The sequence below is a fragment of the Lachnobacterium bovis DSM 14045 genome (assembly GCF_900107245.1).
In the GTDB taxonomy this organism is placed as follows: Bacteria; Bacillota; Clostridia; order Lachnospirales; family Lachnospiraceae; genus Roseburia; species Roseburia bovis.
This window is the reverse complement of the sequence record NZ_FNPG01000014.1, coordinates 46,237-66,584: the sequence shown is the minus strand read 5'-3', so window position 1 is coordinate 66,584 and position 20,348 is coordinate 46,237. Positions and strand designations below refer to the sequence as shown.

The window sequence follows — 20,348 nt, the reverse complement described above, 5'->3', positions numbered from 1 at the left end:
TTTTTATAAAGGAGAAAAGGGAAATGAATAGTTTTTTTTCATATGAAAGTAAATTTTCACAGGTTTTAATGAAGATAGTGGATATTATATGTTCAAGTCTTCTATGGGTTATATGTTCAATTCCTCTGATTACGATTGGAGCATCTACAAAGGCATTGTTTCATGTTACGAGGGTTGGACTAAATGGAGAAGATGGTTATATCTTCAAAAAGTTTTGGGATGGATTTATAGATAATATAAAGGGATCATTGATAATGTGGATGATTCAAGGCGCTTTGCTTTTAGTTCTATCATACGATGCGTTTGTACTTTCACATCTTGCAAAAAATAGCATTGTGTTTGCTTTTTTATATTATGTAAATTATTTTTTTATTCTTTATGTTATTGTTTGGGCAATTTATGCATGTGCGTATAACAATCGATTCAAACAATCAACAAAAGTAATTTTAAAGAATTCAGCTCTTTTGGCAATAGGATATTTACCATATTCTTTTATGATTATTGTTGTATTTTTAGCAGCAGTATTGTTACTTTATTACGCAAGAATTACAATACTGATTTTACCAGCAATAAATACATTGTTTGCGGATAGTCTTATGGAAAAAATATTTAGAAAACATATGTCGAAAGAAGATTTAGAAAAAATTCAACAAAAAGAAGAAGAAAAAAAATTTAAAAGATAATTTTTTAGCAGTATTTATTTTGAAAAGTTGAAATCTTATAAAAGAATGAATAAGATAAGATTTCGCGTCAGGAATAAAATACTGCTTTTTTTTCGCCGATAAAAACAGTAAATAATTTCGACAATAGAGTTGACAATTGTGGGCTGAAAAAAGTATGATAATATAGGTGCAAGCAAATTATGTCGTGACAAAAAATGGTTAATTATGAAAAGGAAGGAGTAGTGGATGCCCTATAATTTTTCACGAGAAGGAAGAAATTTCAGGCCGCACCCCAAAGAGTATTTGCCTAGAGAATATAATGGACGAGAACAAAAAAGTATAAATTATGTGAGCAATAAAAAATATTACAAATCTTATAAATCTTCTAGTAAAGAAAATGTAATGAGACAAGAAGGACTTAAAGGTATAAAAAGAATACTTAGAGACAGAGATGTAAATTATATTTTTAGTATGAATGAAAATTTTATACATGATAAGACATGTCCGGAAGTGTTAAAATTTCAAAGGTCGGAGTTACGCTATGTTAAAGAATATCCATGTCATTTGCCTCAATGTGCGAGATGCGCCAATAAAGCATACCTAAGAAATGGAGCAAGCGATATTGAAAAATTTAATGTATATATGTCATTTTTTAAAAAAATTAATATAACGGACTCTCTAATTAGACATATGTATATAGACTGTGGAATGAAGACTACACTTATAGAAGACGACAATGCAATACAAATATATTATAAAAATGATGTTTGGCGTGTTATTTTATTAAATAATCAGGGAAATGTCAGATTACTTCATAATAATTATAGAGTAGAAAATGGCAGACGAGTATTTTGTGCGGGATTTCACATACAAAGTGAGTATTGTAAAGAAACGAACATACAGTTTGCATTAAGTGTCATTGAAAACTATTCTTGGGTAAAGCACGTTAGTAAAACGAGAGCAAGCTTTTTGGAATATAGGCCAATAAGAACGATTAGATTTAGAAAAAAGGAGAATTTTTTTAACATGAATATGTGGAATGATGATAAGAAAAACATTAATGAAGAGATTTCGGAGAACGAATTTTTAAATGCTGATTTTGAAACAAATGATGATGATGCAAAATCTAATGAGACTAGAAAAATTCCTGACTATGGATTTGTTAAAGATGATAGACCGGATCATGGGGATATGTATGGTTATTATGTCCCTAGAAAAAGAAACAATTATCGTAATAATAACAATAATTATGGTTATTCTAATAAATATAGTCAAAATAATGGTGGATATCAAAACAATAGATATCAGTCAAGAAATAATAATGGATATAGTAATTCAGGCTACAATAACTCAGGTTATAATAAGAATTATAGCAATTCTAGCTATAATAATTCAGGCTACAATAAGGGCTATAGCAATAATTATTACAGAACAACTAGTTCATATAATCCAAACTATGGTTACAACAATACAAATAGATATTCCCAAGAAAAAAGAACATATAATACAAATGATTTTGTTGGAAAAGATTATAGAAAGAAATATGATAATGGTTATGGAATGCCAGATTCAAACAGATATGTAGGAAGAAGTTCTTACGATAATAGATATAATAATACATATAATAATACATATGATAGAAAACGTGATAATAACAATTGGGATAGAAGAAATGATTATAATGGACAATCATATACAAATAATGTAGATGATTTTAGCAAAGATTATACAAGAGAAGTGTTAGAGGCTATTGATTCAGTAAAAGATATGAAATTCTCTTTAGAGGTTAAAGACTTTAATTTAGTAAGTGAAGATGGATATCCAACACATGGAAAAAAATGTGTTTATATCTGGGTTACTAAAGAAGGTAATTTCCAGTGGCAGATTGGAGAGTATGATTTTTATAAGAGACAGTTTAGTATTTCATATCCAGGTGATGGTAATTTCGTGACTGATGATAAAAAGGTTGTTGCTTGGCAAGTTTTGTGGAATGGAAACATTATTGCAGAAAAAGCAGAAGAAAAAGAGGAAGAAGAATAAAATAAAATGAAAAGTGCCAGAGGAGATAGAATATATCCATTTAAAAATAATAAAAAAAACAGTGGAGATATTTTTGGATTAGAAAACTATACATATTTTGATATGAATAAGATATCTAGCAATGTAAATATATATGAGAAAGAATATAGTGAGGCTAAAACCCTAATAAAAGAAGGATTCGTCACAATAAAAAAAATCAGCTTTGATTATTATTCTATTTGGGAAAAGAAGTTGGTAGGTAGGGCGACTGTCAGCATTTTTAAAGAGCCTTATACAGGTGAGGTTAAGGTTGATTTCGATAATGAAAAAATTTTAACAATTTTTTATAAGGGTATAGCTAAAAGTAGATCATATGATTCTTCTAATAAATATGGTAGTAAAGACATGAAAAAAGAAGAAATTGCTGCGCTTATTCTAATAGATGAGTATATAAAAGATAATAATCCTGGCGATGCAACTGATATGACTGCAAGTAAATTAATGGAGAGTGTTCGTAAAACAACTCGATTGATTCCAGAAAAATCAGATAGTGATAAGCCGTCAATAGGTGGCACTTACATAGATTTTATTCCTAAAATAGAAATAGAATCTAATACAAATAAATTTCCTGAGGTGTCTTTTAAAATTTGGATAGGACATAAAAAGAAATATATTATTAAAAATCTTTTTGCTTTATATAAGGAAATAGAAAAAAATGGAACATACGTATTTGGAAAAAATGTTGTAGTTGATTTTAAATACGTATGTTATACACAAAAAGCGTTGAATGTAATTAAAATGATAAAGAAGTATGTTAAAGAGAATGACGTTTTTAATGTCGAAGGTTACATTCAATCAAATGTAAGTTTAGGTAAGATTGAATTAAGAGGTTCATATTTAGATGATTTTTTTGAAATATTTAAAGACGAAAAAATAGAATTTAAAGAAAAATCGTATGGATATGACAATTTAGACGATATTGGCGTAAAGATAGAGTATAATTCATTATTTCTTGAAGATTATGAAATAGAGGCTCAATTATTAATTGAGCCTGTTTTTGCTACAGAAAAAGGAAATTATGATGAAGATGAGGTTTTTGAAGGAGTTCAGATAAGAGCAAGAGTACCTAAATTGTTGCATGGTATTGATTTTGAATATTATATTCAAGATGGATATTTGAGACGAATAACAATAGAAAATGCAAGGAAAATTGAGCCACTAGTAAATATCTCAAGAGGAAACAAAGAGGTTGCTTTTAAGGTGGGAAGAAGAAACATATCTGAATTTTTCAGAACTATTTTGCCTGCAATGGGTGTGAAATATGAAATATCGGATGAAGTGAATGATTTACTGAATGAATATATGCCACCTGAGGCATTGTTTAAGTTTTATATTGATTCAGTAGATGGAAATATTGTTTGTGATGCGAAAGTTTGTTATGGCGATAAAGTGTTTAATTTAGCTGATGCTAATGATAGTAATTATAACTACGAGATAATTCGAGAAGCAAAAAAGGAACAATATATTAACAATGAAGTATTAAAATGGTTTGTCGGTATAAATGAAGAGACGAAGCAATATGATTGTTTTAACGATGAAGATAAAATATATTTCTTTATGGAAGAAGGAATGGATTATTTACTCACATTAGGTGAAGTTCATGTGACGGATAACTTAAGAGCAATTAAGTTAAAGAGAAGAATTTCCTTGATGATGGGAGTATCGGTCAAGGCAGATTTGCTTAATATTGAATTAATTTCTGACGATGTAAGATATGACGAGTTGTTAGATATTCTAAGAAGTTATAGAAAAAAGAAAAGGTATTATCGTCTAAAAAATGGTAATTATATAGATCTTAGAGATGACAATATTAAAGCTTTAGATGAGTTGGTAGATACGCTTTCAATTACAGATGAACAGCTAAAAGAAAAGGCAATAAATGTTCCAATGTATCGAGCATTATATTTAGATAGGGTGCTTGAGGCAAATGAAGGAATATATACAAAACGTGATCAAAGATATAAGAAGCTAATAAAAGAGTTTAAGGCAATAAAAGAATCAGATTTTGAGTTACCAAATTCATTGAATAAAGTAATGAGAAATTACCAGAAAGTCGGTTATAAATGGCTTAGAACTATTGAGTATTATGGATTTGGAGGGATTTTGGCTGATGATATGGGCTTAGGAAAAACTTTACAGGCTATTTCTGTTTTATTAGCGGTTAAAGAAGAGAACTTACCTGTTTGCTCGCTTGTTGTGGCACCATCTTCTCTTATTTACAATTGGAAGGAAGAGATAAATCATTTTGCATCGAGTCTTAGTGTTGAAATAATTACAGGTAGTAAGTCTCAAAGAAAAGATTTATTAGAAAAAGCGTATAAAGAATGTGACATTATAATCACTTCTTATGACATTTTGAAAAGAGATATTGTTTTTTACCAAGATAAAGTATTTAAATATCAATTTATTGATGAAGCACAGTATATAAAAAATCACACAACTGAAACGGCTAAAGCGGTTAAAGCTATCACTGCGAAAACCAAATTTGCGCTCACAGGAACGCCAATTGAGAATAGACTAAGCGAGTTGTGGAGTATTTTTGATTATTTGATGCCTGGTTTTTTGTATGATTATGAAAAATTCAGAAATGATATTGAATATAATATCATCAAGGAAAAAGATGAAGATTCTTCAGAACGTTTAAGAAGAATGGTTAGTCCGTTTATTTTGAGAAGATTAAAAAAACAGGTATTAAAAGATCTTCCGGAAAAAATAGAAGAAGTAAGTTATACTACATTTGAAAAACATCAGCGCCAGGTTTATGATGGTCAGCTAGTAAAAATTAGAAATATGTTAGATGGTGTAGATAATAATGAGTATAATAAAAATAGAATAGCCCTTTTGGCTGAATTAACAATAATGAGGGAAATTTGTTGTGATCCGAAATTAGTTTTTGAAGATTATAAAGGTGATTCTGCTAAGAAAATTGCATGTATGGAATTAGTTAATAATGCGATAGAGGGTGGACATAGATGTTTAATTTTTTCACAGTTTACTTCAATGTTGGCCTTATTAGAAGATGAATTAAATAAACAAAAAATACCTTATTATAAAATAACAGGTAAAACACAAAAAGACAAAAGGATTGAATACGTTAAGGAGTTTAATTCGAATGATGTGCCAGTCTTTTTGATTTCACTTACAGCTGGTGGAACAGGACTTAATTTGACGGGAGCAGATGTGGTGATTCATTATGACCCATGGTGGAATTTGGCTGTGCAGAATCAGGCAACAGATAGAGCATATAGAATTGGACAAAAAAAAGTTGTTACTGTGTATAAATTAATTGTAAAAGGCACAATAGAAGAAAAAATTCTAAAACTTCAAGAAAAGAAAAAAGATTTATCAGATTCAATATTATCAGGTGAGAATGGAACGATAGGTTCATTAAGTAAAGCAGAACTATTGGAATTGTTAACAGATTATTAGAGGGTTAGGTTAAAAAATGCGAGGATGAAACTATGACAATTAACAATAAAACGACAACTAATTCTAAGAAAGAAACTGTTATTAAGCAAAAACTTTTTAAAAATAAAAAAAATACTACAGATAAAGAGAATGTTAACGATAGTCAAAGTAACACCAAATATAGCTATGATAGAGGCAAAAGGTATAATGAAAGAGTTCCTATGATTGCCGCTATTATAGTTATGGTTGTTATGTTATTATCCTTATTTGTGTTTTGTAAAATCATAGTTGTTGATGATGATGATGGTGAAATTTTAGGTGATTATTCTTCAAAAAAAGTACTATTTTTATCTTCTTATGATTATTCATATGTTACAGTTCCTTCGCAGGTTAAGGGCGTGAATAACATATTGAGTAAATATCAGGTTAGAGTTGATTATGAGTTTATGAATACAAAAAAATTTCCAGGGAAAGAAACAATTGATGATTTTTATTTAGGTTTTAAAGACAGAATGAAAGTGAGTAAAGGGTATGATGTTGTCTTGGCTATAGACGATCCTGCTCTTGATTTTGCACTAAAATATCAAAATGAATTCTTTAAAAATGTTCCAATTATTTTTATGGGAATAAATGATAAGGAAAAAGGAATTAATGCATCAAATAATAAGAATATTTCGGGGAATATTGAAAACACATATATTAAAGATACAGTAGAGTGTGCTCTTTCATTACATTCAAAAAGAAAACGAATAATAGCAGTTAGTGATAATACAAGTACAGGAAGGGGAGAATTGAAAGAATTCTACATAGTTTCAAAAAAATATCCAAATAAAGAATTTATAGATGTTAATACCTCTAATTGTACAAAAGAAGAATTAGAAAAAATGTTTAATGATTTTACAAAGGATGATTTGGTTATTTTTTTAAATATGCAAGAGGATAAAGAGGGGGATGTTTTTTCATTAGACGAGGCAATGAAGTTTGTGGCTAAAAATTGCGATAAAGTACCAGTTTATTCTTCGTCTGTAATTGGAATAAATACAGGTATTATAGGGGGAAAAAGTGTAGATTTTTATATTGCTGGTCAAGAGGCTGCAAAAAAAATAATTGATATTTTTAAAGGGAAAAAGATTAAAGATATGGAAGTCAAATACAATGTTGGAGAGAAGTTTTGGTTTGATGCATATCAATTAGAAAAATTTAAAATTAATTATAATAAGTTACCTGATAATAAAGTTGTATATAACTATTATAGTTCGTATTTTGAAACAAATAAGAACGTGATTCTTATAGTTGAACTTGTTTTGTATATTATATTTGTAGTTTTTTTGATTATAGCTATTGATAATAAAAAGAAAAATATATTAATCAGTGAGCTAGAAAAATCATATGAAGAATTGTTTACAAAAGAAAAACAGATTAGATATATGGCGGAGCATGATGAGCTAACAGGATTGTTTAACCGGCGAGCAATGGAAAATGATTTAAATGAAATAATTTCCCAAAAGTGTAATTTTACAATTATACATATAGATGTTGATGATTTTAAATTTATAAATGATACATATGGTCACGCATGTGGAGATAAGGTTCTTAGCGAGATTGGTGCTAGGTTTATAAAAGTTGGAAAACGTTATAATTTTCATACATATAGAATTGGAGGGGACGAATTTTTAATTATAATTAAGGATAAGTTTGTCCAGCAGAATACAATTATTATAGATGAAATTATGAATGTAAAAAGTGAAAAGATACATTTTAAAAATAAAGAAATTTACGTTTCTTTTAGTATGGGTATGGCATATCATAATGGAAGTCAGGATACAGTTATGAATGTTATTATTAAAGCTGATTTAGCAATGTATCAGGCTAAGCATTATGGAAAAAACAATCTTGTTTTATATTCAGAACATTTAAAAGAAAATGAAACAAGAAAACAAAAAGTTAAACAAGATGTAAAAGAAGCTTGTGAAAAAGATGACTTATATGTAGAGTATCAGCCACAGTATTTATTAAAAGGACAAGCTCTTAGTTCATTTGAAGCATTGGCAAGACTTAAATCAAATAAATATAGAGCATCAGAGTTTATTCCGATTATTGAAGAAACAGATATAATTATTCCTTTGGGTAGAAAAATTTTAAAACACGTTATTACTGATATTTCAAATTGCCTTAAAGAAAAAATTGAAATGCTTCCAGTTTCAATTAATTTTTCAATTAAACAATTAGAAGATGAAGGTTATTTCGAATATATGATTGCTCTTTTGAAGGAGTATGATGTTCCAATTAAATTAATTGAGATAGAGATAACAGAGAGCTTTTTTGATAAAAATAGTAGTAAAGTAACTAGTTTTTTTGAACAAATAGAAAAATATGGTATTAATATTGTTTTAGATGAATTTGGCGTAGGATATAATTCAATTAACTATTTGTCAGTTGTACCAATTAAAAAAGTTAAGATAGACAAATGTATTGTTAATGAGAATTCTAGTGAAAAAAACATCTTTTTAAAAAATATTATAAAGATTGTTCATTCACTTGATTTGGCAGTTGTAGTTGAGGGGATTGAAAATGAAAGAGAATTTGAGAGATTAAAAGAATATGATTGTGATTTTGCACAAGGATATTATTTGTCAAGACCGACTAGTATAGATGAAATAAAAACTTTAATTTCTGAAGGTAATGTAGCAAAAAATTAAGAAAGTATTAAATTTATAATAAGTATAAATATAGCATAAAATTTTTTCGATATTCAAATTAGAGTACATGTGTGTGAAAATGAATTGAATTATTCTAAAAAGAAAAGATGATAGTTTAATTTTTTTATGGACATATATATAACGATGGATGGTCAAGGAGGATTATACATGAAGACATTTGTTGGTAGTGGAAGTGGTCCAGTCAGTAAAGCACTTCAAGAAGCTACATCGGGATTACAAAACCCTAAGATGATAATGTTTGTTGCACCTTACGAACAGATGGCTGAAACAGCTAGAATTATTAAGGAAAAATATCCTAAAACTCAGTCAATCGGAACTTGTGGTACAAGTCTCGAAAATGGTGCTGTATCAGATAATGCTACAGTAGTTGTTGGATTTTTTGAGGATGTTGTAGTTAGATGTGGAGTGATTCATGAATTGAAAACCTGTCCACTTGCATATATAAAGAGTGTTCAAGATAATGTTACAGCTGTTTCTCCGGGTGTTGAAGATTCTGTTTTTATTGAGTTTTGTACTAATAATGAGGAGAAACTTGTTTCGACATTATATACATATCTTGTAAAGAAAAATCTTCCATTGCTTGGAGGAACTACGTTTGGAGTCCCAGATGGAAAAGAAAATTTAGTTGCGTATGAAGGTAATGTTTATGGTGATTCGTGTGTTTATGCAATAATTAAGAATACAACTGGAAAAGTTAAAACATATAAAGTTAATATTTATGAAAAAAATGATAGAATTTCTCATTTTGCGACAAAAGTTGATCCAATAACAAGAACATTATATGAATTAGATGGAAGACCAGCAGCTGATGTTTATAGCGAGGCTTTAGATGTACCAAAAAATAAAATTATAGATAATGTTTTAAAAAACCCAATAGGACGTGTGGTTGAGGACAGAGTATATATATCTTCAATGTATGAATTAAAAGGGAATGGCGGTTTAGTAAATTACAAACAAATTAATAAGAATGATTGTATTTATTTTTTGAAACTTGGTGATTATGATGAGATAGAACATAAACAGAGAGAAGAAATAAAGAATGATTTTAGAAAAATTTCTTTTGTTTTTTCTGTTGATTGTATATATAGGTATTTGTTATATAAAAATGAAAATTATATAGGTACTTATGCAAAAAATATGGCAGCGTTAGGTCCACATGTAGGAATTGTTAGTGGAGGAGAGCAGTATGTTAATCAGCACTGTAATCAGACTTTGGTTTGTGCAGTGTTTGAATAAAAGAAGGAGGAAATGGGCAATGTTTGGATGGGGCAAAAATAATGTTGAAAAAGAGATAGAAGATAAAGCAATTTCCAATGACAATAAAAAAACAATAGAAGATAGTCTTACAGCTTTTTCTTTTATTAGTAAAACTGTAATTGAAAAAAAAGATAATTTGGCAGATGAAGAAGCAAATACTATTAAGGAATTAGACAAAGTAAAAAAATCTTATACACAGGCAATTGAGAATAATGATAAAATAAGCAGTTCAATTGATAATATCGGGCAAGAGTTTTTGAAAGTTGGAGATTCTTCAGATGAGTTTAATACAGTTATGAAAGAAGTAATTAATATTTCGTCAGGAGCTATTAGTGATGTCCATAATTTAATTACTAGTTCAGAAAAAATGGAAGAACAATTTAAAGAAATTGCTAAGATTTATGAAGAATTCCAAACAGGTTTTGAAGAGATTCAAGAAGCTACTCAAAGTATTATTGGTGTTGCAAATCAGACCAATTTATTAGCACTTAATGCATCAATTGAGGCTGCAAGAGCAGGTGAGCATGGAAAAGGATTTGCTGTTGTAGCAGATGAGGTTACAAAGCTTTCGATTGATATAAAAGAATTAGTTGGAAATATCAATAAGAGTATGGATGGATTACAACATAGTTCTGATTTATTGGCAAATTCTATTGATGCTGCAAAAATTGCACTTGAGGATTCAAAAAAACAAACAGATAGTACAGAAAAAGTTTTTAATGATATTACAAGTTCAGTTGCAAGAGTAGAAGGCGTTGGAAATGATATTAAAGCAGTAGTGGATAGCTGTGATAGTTTAGTTAGAAATATTCAAGATGACATGTCATCATATGAAGTTCAATATAGTTATGTTTTAGATAATCTTGAAGAACTAAAGAGTATGCTTACAAAGAAAGGCTTCTTGTATGAAGATATATCAAATATTATGGTACAGGCAGAGCCGCTGATTAATAGAATAAAAAAAGCATCTGATATAAAGTAACGTAGGCATAAAAAATATAGAACCTATCACTTTAGATTAAGTGTTGACCTTTCTTAGTTGGAATATGTCAAGATTAATATAAAGTGGTAGGTCTTTTTGTGTAACTATAAATGAATGTTTTTAAATATTTTTTCTTAAGCCTTTTGGATAGTGATTTTTCATGGTTTTTCCAGCAACTTTGCCCCATCCAAGAGAGTAACCGTTAACAGTTATTAAATACCAGCCTTTTTTTAAGTCGCAAGGGAAAGTTTCGCCTGCGATAAATTTTTTGGCTAAATCATAATCAATGTCATAAGAATTTTTTACAAGGTTGCTCGATAAAAATAGTGCAAGGGCATGCGAAGGTTCAAATCTATTTTTTAAGAAAGTTCCAAGATGTAAACCACGACGCAATAATTTAATACCACTAAGCGAAGGAACTCCATTAGGTACTAAATAGAGTTGATCTTTAAAGAGCTCTAATTTGCCATCAAGAGGTAATTTACAAATTGTATCATTGAAAAAGTTGTAATAGCTTTCCAAATTATTATTTTTATTGCCAAAGTTTTTGTTGTTTCTTTGGTAGTTTGGTTTGCTTTGGAGTTTTTCATTTGTTTGTTCAAGGACAGCCACAAAATGTCCCTCGCCTTTTAATAGGTGAGGCCAAAGACGTATTGTTTTTTGGATTTCAGTTTTATAAAAATCATAATCATCTTCTGAAATAATACTGCTGTTAGTTATTAGTGTTTTATAGTAATCAAGGTTACCATGTGACATTCCATTGTATTTATCAATATCTACAATTCTAAAATCGTTGTGTCTTTTGAGAAAACGATAAATAGATCCTTCGTTTTCTTCAGGAGCAAATGTACAAGTTGAAAAAACGATTCGTCCGCCTGGTGCTAACATCTGTGCAGCACAGTCCAAAATCATATCTTGTCTTTCACTGCAAATTTGTACGTTTTCAAGAGACCATTCATCTGTTGCATTTAAGTTTTTTTTGAACATACCTTCGCCAGAACAAGGTGCATCTACCATTATTTTGTCAAAAAAAACAGGAAAAACTTTTGTAAGCTTTTCAGGGGACTCGTTGGTGACGATTGCATTAGCAATGCCCATTCTTTCAATATTTTCAGATAGGATTTTACAACGTTTTGTATTAATTTCATTTGAAATTAAAAGACCAGTGTTGTTCATGGTGGAAGCAATTTGTGTGCTTTTTCCACCAGGAGCAGAACATAAATCAAGAACATAGTCACCTGGTTTGGCATCTAAATATGCAGCAGGAGCCATTGCACTTGGTTCTTGAATGTAGTAAACACCAGCTTCATGATATGGACTTTTGCCAGGACGATCTTCATTTTCATAAAAATATCCGTTTTTAGCCCAAGGTACTTCTGTTAATTGAATATTGTCAATATTTTTATCTTTAAAATTATCGTAGTCTGCTTTAAGCGAGTTAAAACGTAGACCATGTTTTCTTTCTATTTCATAGCTAGCAAGGAATTTATCGTATTCATCGCTAGAAAGCATTTTTTTAATTCGTTCTAAAAAAAGGTTAGGTAACATAAACATCTCCTAAATTAGTATATATATAAAGTTTGATAAAACCTTAAAGAGTATATCACATTTTTGTAAATTTTGCATTATTGAAAAGCAATAGTATGAATGATATAATTATTAATAAAATCGAGAATAATTACTATTTTGGAGAGATAAATGATTGTAAAAAAAAGTAAACAAAGAGATGCAATTTATAATTTTTTAAAAACAAGAGTAGATCATCCCACTGCAGAAGTTGTGTATTTAAATGTTAAACAGGAGTTTCCAAAGTTGAGTCTTGGAACAGTTTATAGAAATCTAATGCTATTGACAGAATTAGGGCAGATTCAAAGATTACAGATTGGGGATGGTTCAGATCATTTTGATGCTAATGTAAAACAGCATAGTCATCTAATTTGTAGTAAGTGTGGATGTGTGTGTGATTTGCCATATTGTGAAGAGTTAAATAATTTAGATGAAAAAATGGATAATATTTTTCAGGGCAAAATTCAGGGTCATAGTCTTGTGTTTTATGGATTATGTGAAGAATGTTGCAAGAATAATCAATAGGATATAATATAGAGAAAAAGAAAACCTTGGAGTAGTTTTAAATCAGTGTTTTATGATGAAAGACTGTCACAAGGTTTTATTTTTTATTTAACATTTCAGATGTTTATTTTATGTTTGCTTATTAAGTTTATTTATTACATTGCAGATTATATTTGTTTGTTTTTACAAATTAAATTGTTGTTTAAATCTGCCATATATTGTTCAAATGCATTTCGAAGATGTGGATGGGTGAAAAGAAAATGTATTGCAGGAGCTTTGCTCTTAGATACAAGTACCCATTTACCACCTTGACTTGAAATTAGGATGTTTTGCTGATTAGTATTTTCATTAGACTTAATAATATAATTTGGTACTTTGTCAGCATAACGTCGTGTTAATTCTAAGTGTTCTAAATACTCGATGTAGCTATATGAAATTGTCTTTTCGTAAAAAGCCTTAGAAAGAGAGAGCGATGGTTTGTTTTCCTCAAATTCTTCTTTAGATAAAATAGGAAATTCATCAATTAAGTAAGAGTGTTTGCATGATTGTGCAACAATCTTTCTACATTTTTGGGTTGTACTTATGATTTTTTCTCTGTCATCTAAGCTAATGCTATTGTGATCTAAAATTCTTTCTAATAAGCTGTCTGAAATAGTATGTAGTGGTAATGTTGGCAAAATCTCGTGTCTTGTTCCTTTTTCTTTTGCATTTTCAGAAAGAAAATCAAAAAAGTCTTTATATCTATCAGCCTTATATATTTCCATTAAAGGTAAAGCTTCATCAAATATCGCGTTCATTCTTTTTTTGTAAAAATTTAACTCATTTTTTATACGTGAAATATAAAAATATGATAAATTACCAGTTGATCTTAAATTTTCACCAAAGAATGAAAGATGTGGCGAATAGAATTCAAAATGATTAAAAATACCAGGACTAATATTATCTATATAGTATGATTTAATTTGTCCGGTAAGATAAAAAGGAATCCATGTACGCATACCCTCAAGAATGTTTTCAATAGGTAGATTAATATTGTGAATAATATTAATTTGAACATTTCTGATTAAAAGTAGCGCAAAACAGCTTATAAATAGTTGCAAATATTCTCTGTCTTGAAAGTAAGATGAGAGTGAAGAATCTGCAAAAAAATAAACAGGTCCCTGGCTGGTGTTTGATAGCATATACTTAAATAAATCAGCTGTAAATTGCTTGACTGCCGAACTAGAAATGTAAGTTTTGCACATAGGCAATTTAGTTGGTTCCGATTGTATGTGTTCAGCCATTAATCTATAAGCGTCAGTAAATTCATTAAGATTAAATTCGTCAATTAACGTTACAAATTCACTAATTATATCATTATAATCAATTCTTTGAGAATGATTAACTTGATTAGAACACATCCATTTGCTGATGATTTTTACAAAATCTTCCTCTTTTGTGATATCAATTACAGATTTTTGTATAATATTTGAAAGTTGAAGTTTGTCAGAATCACGTCTGTAGGTGTTGAAAAGATAGTGTCCTACGTTTTCTGAAAAAAGCTTAACATCTGCTGGATGACGTTGAGCTGTACGTATTCTAGAAATATAAGAAGGATCAAAATTCAAATATTTAGCTATGGACGAAACATTAATATTCATAGTCGATAGAATTAAACTAAATTTTTCAGAAAAAATATCATAGTCGACGTTATTATTGCTAAATGTATCTATAAATGAATTTTCGATGTCTTCTATTGATCCTATTTGTATATTTTTATCGCTGGCAATTTCTTTGATACCGGTTGCCAATTTATTTATTGTGTCACTATTCAAATTTGGCACTCTCAAACCATTTTTGTAGCGACTAATAACTGCAGCTGAAAGGTTAGTAGCAATTGAAAGCTCCTTAGCAGTGCAATTTAATTGTTGTATATATGATTTTAATTGATCTTTAAATTCCATTTGTTGCCCCTTTTATTTATTATTGTATGTAATATGCCTAAAATAATACACAAAAGAGAGTCGATGCATAAAAAATAGACAATTCAGTTGACAATATGTAAAATGTAACAAAATTTTGACAATATTGCCGTTGATAAATATTAAGTGTTCTGAAAAAATAAAATACATACAGATATAGTATAGAGGAATATCTAATATAATGCAATATTTTAACAGTTGAAAATTACCATTTTTGACATTGACAAGAATGGTAAACGGCTTGCAAAAGTAACACAAAAGTTATATTATAATTTGGTAAGTTATACTAAAGATTTTAGTTGATGTACAATTAAGGGGAGAGTATTGTATATAGAGCAAAGAAACTAGGTTATTTAATGCAGCAAGATAATCTAGTTTCTTTTTTTATATTTGGGCACATATTGCTAAAGCGAAACGATTTTTCTTTTTTTAACATTTCCAGAATGAAAATTTTAACATTCAAAAATATATCCAATTATTACAAAAAAATAACAATATTGAAAATTCACAAAAAATAAATATTATTTTGTGAATTTTTTGCATTGAAAGCAGACTTAAAAGTGAAGTACAATAATGTTACGAAATATTTCGAAAAAGGAATGAGCGATACAAAGGGGGAAATAGTTTGAAAAAAAGAAAGGTTTTAAAGGAATTATTGACAGGTGCGATAACCGTAACAATGTTTGTGACATTGATGTCACCGGTTTATGCAAAAACAGATAGCGAGTTGGTTAATCAGATTAAACAGACTAATCTAGAAGCTACGAATGGAAAAACTGTGCTTACTAGCGATGTTGTATCTACAAATGATACAAATCTGCAGATTGCGACGAATATTAAATCAATGGTACAGGTTGAAGTTGATGGCCAATATTATAATCTTGAACTATTTCAAAATAATTTGTTCGAAACTTCTATTGAATTGAAAAAAGGAAAACATATAGCTAATTTATATGTAAATGGAAATGAAGTAAAAAATGGAGTAGAAGTTTCAGTTGACAAGGATGTCGAAAAAGTATTTTTCCGTTTGGAAAATGGTGAATTAAAATTGTCAAACAAAGATGAAATAATTCATAAAGAAAGCATCGTAGGAAATTTTAATGGAATTGAATTTTTAAAGGAAAAAGGAAACAATAACACAAGATATGACATCGATGCATGGAATCCAGCAGCTGACAATGCTGAATTAGAATATGTCGGCGGTGGAATCTATAAGAGAACATTTTATTTTAAAAAATTAGATAAAGATGTAACAATAGCTGATGGAGGTTATAAAGTTGCACAGGATAATAAATGGGATGTTTCTTATGGAGATAATGGTAATAATGTAGAGGTAACTATACCAAAGGGAAGTGAGCAGTTTACAGTATTCGTTGATACAATAAATGGAAAAGTATATGATTCAATTCGAAGCGGTGAATTTGATTTAGTGCAAAATAGTGGAAATATTAAGAAAAATTCATTAGAAACAAGCGTTTCGATTATTGGAACAGTTAGAGATTCAAAAACAGATGATTGGGATATTTCAAAAGATGGCTATGAATTTAAACAGATTTCAGATAACATCTATGTTTATAACAAGGTGCTAAAAAAAGGACATTATGAGTACAAAGCTGTTTTTGACAAACAAAACTGGTATGAGGTAGGAGATAATAGAAGCTTTGATGTTAAGGACAAGCAAGAAAATGTAGTTATAATATACAATAACAAAACAGGTTTATTGTATGATTCAATTAATGACGAAAAGGTTGTAGCAGATACTCTAAAGGTAGAAACATCAAAAGTTGATGCAAAAGTAGTTGCTAATGCAAATGGAACATATACTTTTGTTTATCCTGAAAAAGAATCTAAAAAGATTAGTCTTTTTTATGGTAAAAAGGATACACAAGGTAAGGTAGATTTTAAGGAAGAGATTTTAAATTACAAAGGCGGAAATAAGTACACCTCAAGTGATATTTTCTTAGGAGATGAAAAATCAGAGGTTGTATATTATTACAAAGTTGATGGAGATAAAGTTGTTCCATCAGATGCAGAAAAAATCAATATCAATGATGAAGAATATGCAAAAATTGATAAGCCACAGTTTATGGGAAGAAATGTTTCTGTACCTGGAACATTTCCAGGAAAAAGCTGGGATCCAACATCAAACCGTATGACATATAAAGGAAATGGTTTATACGAAATTGTATTTAAAAATGTACCACCAGCTAACTATCAATATAAGATAGCTGTAGATGGAAGTTGGAATGAAAACTATGGTGCTGATGGAAATAAAGATGGATCAAATGTTTCGGTTCAGGTTTCCAAAACACAGGATGTTGAAGTATATTATAATGATTTTAGTCATAAAATGGTAACAAATGTTGATTATGTTTTTGCAGATATTTCATTATCAGGCACGAATATTCCAGATGGAACTAAATTAAAAGATGATGCATTGACAGGCATTTATTCTGCAAAAGTTAAATTGCCAGCAGGAAAATACAAAGATATAACAGCAACATTTGAAGGTAAGAGTTTTGTTTATCCTGAGTTTGAACTTCCACAGGAAAAAGAAGTAACATTCTATTTCGATCCTTCAACACAGATTTATTATAATGATGCTTCAGATGAAAAATTAAATGTAGAAGATATTTATTATGATTCAAAAGATTCCAAATATAAGAGTGTCTATGGAGCAGTTGCAACTAAACAAAAAGTTAAATTCTCTATTGATACAGGAAAAGATGCAAAAGAGGTTAAACTTGTTGTAAAAGGAGTTGATAATAAAACAATTTCTTTAAAGAAAGATTCTAAAGAGACGTCAAGATGGAGTGTTACCACTAAATTTGATAAGATTGGAGAATATCAATATTATTTTGTGGTTTCAAACGGATCTTCAGTAAAGGTTTATGGAGATGATGATGGATACTATGGAACAGGAATGGTATCAGATATTTCTCAAATTAAGCCATATGACTTGATTGTTTATAAGAAAGGCTTTAAAACACCGGATTGGATGAAAAATGGAACAATTTATCAGATTTTCCCAGATAGATTCTACAATGGTGATAAATCAAATGATGAAGCTCAAAAGTCAGCAAGAGGAGCATCTGGTTACGAGATGGTAAAAGATTGGACATTGCTTCCAGAAAATCCAGAACAAAAAAATCTTTTGCCAAAAGAACAATATGAAAAACATCATGCACTCTGGGGCGATGGAATTTGGAATAATGAAATTTATGGAGGAGATTTAAAAGGCATTACTAAAAAAATTGATTATTTAAAAGGATTAGGAGTTAGTGTTATTTATATTAATCCTGTATTTTCATCAATTTCAAGCCATAGATATGACACAAGTGATTACAAGAAGATAGACCCAATTTTAGGTACACAGGGTGATTTTGATGAGCTAGTTAGAGTGGCAAAGAAAAATAACATGCATATTGTTTTAGATGGTGTATTTAACCACGTTTCAGATGATTCTGTTTATTTTGATAGATATTATAAATATCTAAAAAAAGGTGCTAAAAAGGTAGGTGCATATCCATATTGGGCACATGTTTATGATTTGATGAATGAACAAAAAATGGATAAGGAAACAGCTATTAAAGAAACTGAAAAATTCTTTAAGAAAAAATATAATATTAAAGATTTCTCTTATGCACAATGGTTTGCAATCGATGGTGACAACGTGCTAGAAGATGATAAGGGAAATGCTGTAACTGATAGTATTGGTGAAAGAAAAGGTAAACCAGTTTACGCTTACGAAGGCTGGTGGGGCTACGATAGTATGCCAGTTATTAAGTCTACTAATGGTTCTGAATATCAAACTGGAGATTGGGGCAAAGAAATTATTGGAAATAAGAAAGGCGATGCAGTTTCTCAGTATTGGTTAAAGAAAGGAACAAGTGGTTGGAGACTTGATGTTGCTAATGAAATATCTGATGAAACATGGAAACATTTTAGAAAATCTGTAAAAGCATTAGATGAAGATAATGTTATAATTGGTGAAATATGGACAGATTCTTCAAAATATCTTTTAGGAGATATGTACGATTCAGTAATGAATTATTGCTTTAGAGATTCAGTAATTGGTTTTGCAAAAGGAAATAGCGCCTCATTAACAACAAAGGACATGGAAAAATTAAGAGAGCGTTATCCTAAAGAAGCATTTTATGCAATGATGAACTTAGTTGGTTCACATGATACAGCTAGAGTTTTATCTGTTTTAGATGGTGTCGAAGATGATAGAAAGCAAAAAGAAGAAGATAAGGCATTCCCATCATACGAGACAACTTCGGATGTTGCAAAACAAAGACAACATCTTGTTTCTTTGATTCAGTTTACTTATCCAGGTGCTCCTACAATTTATTACGGAGATGAAATTGGAATGGTTGGAGCAGATGATCCTGATGATAGACGTGCATTTGAATGGGGCAAAGGTAACAAGGAACTTGTCAATTGGTATGCTAAATTGTCAGGAATCAGAAAAGCTTATAAGACGTTAAGAACAGGTGATATTAAACCATTTACAACAAACGACAATTTATTATCATTTGTAAGAAGTGATGAAGATGATGATATGATAGTACTTGCTAATAATAGTGAAATTGAACAAGAAGTAACGATTGATTTAAAGGCTTTAGGTATTAAAGACGTCAAAAAATTGTATGATGTAATCAATAAGAAGAACATTAAAGTAAAAGACAACAAGATTACTGTCAAGGTAAATGGATTAAATGGTGTGATTTTGGCTACAAAAGAAAGAAAAGTTAAAGTAGACAAAAATGCATTAAAACCAGCATACGATGCTAAAGCAGCAGAAAAGAAAGATACCTCACAGGAAGAAAAAGCAAGGAAGCAGAAAGAAAAAGAAGAAAGAACTAAGAAAGAACAGGAGGAAAAAGCAAGGAAGCAGAGAGAAAAAGAGGAAAGAACTAAAAAGGAACAGGAGGAAAAAGCAAGGAAACAGAAAGAAAAAGAAGAAAGAACTAAGAAAGAACAGGAGGAAAAAGCAAGAAAGCAGAAAGAAAAAGAAGAAAGAATGCGTAAGCATTAAGTTTTAAGTGTTATTAGTTTGCATAATATATTATACCCCCAATACCCCCATAAAATATGTAAACTATAATACTTAAAAATGTAAAAAATTAAAAAAAATAGAAAAATATTTATACCCACCCCTCAATCCCCTAAAATGGATGCTTGTATCTTCAACATTTATTTGTTC

At 29.5% G+C, this 20,348-nt stretch carries 10 protein-coding genes; 8 read left to right on the top strand and 2 right to left on the bottom strand.

Annotated features, from left to right (window positions below; all coding sequences use genetic code 11):
• The first annotated feature begins 23 nt into the window (after window positions 1-23).
• The 6 genes from BLV79_RS06705 to BLV79_RS06680 all read left to right on the top strand — a co-directional run bounded on the left by BLV79_RS06705 (window position 24) and on the right by BLV79_RS06680 (window position 11,108).
• Window positions 24-683: a YesL family protein gene (locus BLV79_RS06705; RefSeq protein ID WP_074717354.1), complete on the top strand. Its 660-nt coding sequence runs from the start codon at window positions 24-26 to the stop codon at window positions 681-683.
• Between the two features lie 225 nt (window positions 684-908).
• Complete coding sequence (locus BLV79_RS06700; RefSeq protein WP_074717352.1) at window positions 909-2,702, top strand: hypothetical protein; 1,794 nt, start codon at window positions 909-911, stop codon at window positions 2,700-2,702.
• A gap of 6 nt (window positions 2,703-2,708) precedes the next feature.
• A complete protein-coding gene (locus BLV79_RS06695; protein ID WP_074717350.1) occupies window positions 2,709-6,170 on the top strand; it encodes a DEAD/DEAH box helicase in 3,462 nt (1,153 codons plus the stop codon).
• Window positions 6,171-6,202: 32 nt separating this feature from the next.
• Window positions 6,203-8,848, top strand: a complete 2,646-nt coding sequence (locus BLV79_RS06690) for an ABC transporter substrate binding protein (RefSeq protein WP_074717348.1) — start codon at window positions 6,203-6,205, stop codon at window positions 8,846-8,848.
• Window positions 8,849-9,016: 168 nt separating this feature from the next.
• A complete protein-coding gene (locus BLV79_RS06685) occupies window positions 9,017-10,105 on the top strand; it encodes an FIST signal transduction protein (protein WP_074717347.1) in 1,089 nt (362 codons plus the stop codon).
• The gene (locus BLV79_RS06680) at window positions 10,056-11,108 is read left to right on the top strand and encodes a methyl-accepting chemotaxis protein (RefSeq protein ID WP_083354487.1); all 1,053 of its coding nucleotides are present in this window, start codon (window positions 10,056-10,058) and stop codon (window positions 11,106-11,108) included. The genes BLV79_RS06685 and BLV79_RS06680 overlap by 50 nt, the downstream gene beginning before the upstream one ends.
• Before the next feature lie 120 nt (window positions 11,109-11,228).
• Here BLV79_RS06680 and BLV79_RS06675 read toward each other — a convergent pair whose 3' ends face one another.
• On the bottom strand, window positions 11,229-12,656 hold the full coding sequence (locus BLV79_RS06675) for an RsmF rRNA methyltransferase first C-terminal domain-containing protein (RefSeq protein WP_074717345.1): 1,428 nt from the start codon (window positions 12,654-12,656) through the stop codon (window positions 11,229-11,231).
• 150 nt (window positions 12,657-12,806) lie between these two features.
• Between BLV79_RS06675 and BLV79_RS06670 the strand changes: the two genes are divergently transcribed.
• Window positions 12,807-13,199 (top strand): Fur family transcriptional regulator, encoded by a 393-nt coding sequence (locus tag BLV79_RS06670; protein WP_083354486.1) that lies wholly within the window; start codon window positions 12,807-12,809, stop codon window positions 13,197-13,199.
• Between the two features lie 146 nt (window positions 13,200-13,345).
• On the opposite strand, the gene BLV79_RS06665 is transcribed toward BLV79_RS06670, so the two are convergent.
• The gene (locus BLV79_RS06665) at window positions 13,346-15,121 is read right to left on the bottom strand and encodes a helix-turn-helix domain-containing protein (protein ID WP_074717344.1); all 1,776 of its coding nucleotides are present in this window, start codon (window positions 15,119-15,121) and stop codon (window positions 13,346-13,348) included.
• 643 nt (window positions 15,122-15,764) lie between these two features.
• Between BLV79_RS06665 and BLV79_RS12435 the strand changes: the two genes are divergently transcribed.
• Window positions 15,765-20,180, top strand: coding sequence for an alpha-amylase family glycosyl hydrolase (locus BLV79_RS12435; RefSeq protein WP_083354485.1), 4,416 nt, complete (start codon window positions 15,765-15,767; stop codon window positions 20,178-20,180).
• The last annotated feature ends 168 nt before the right edge of the window (window positions 20,181-20,348 follow it).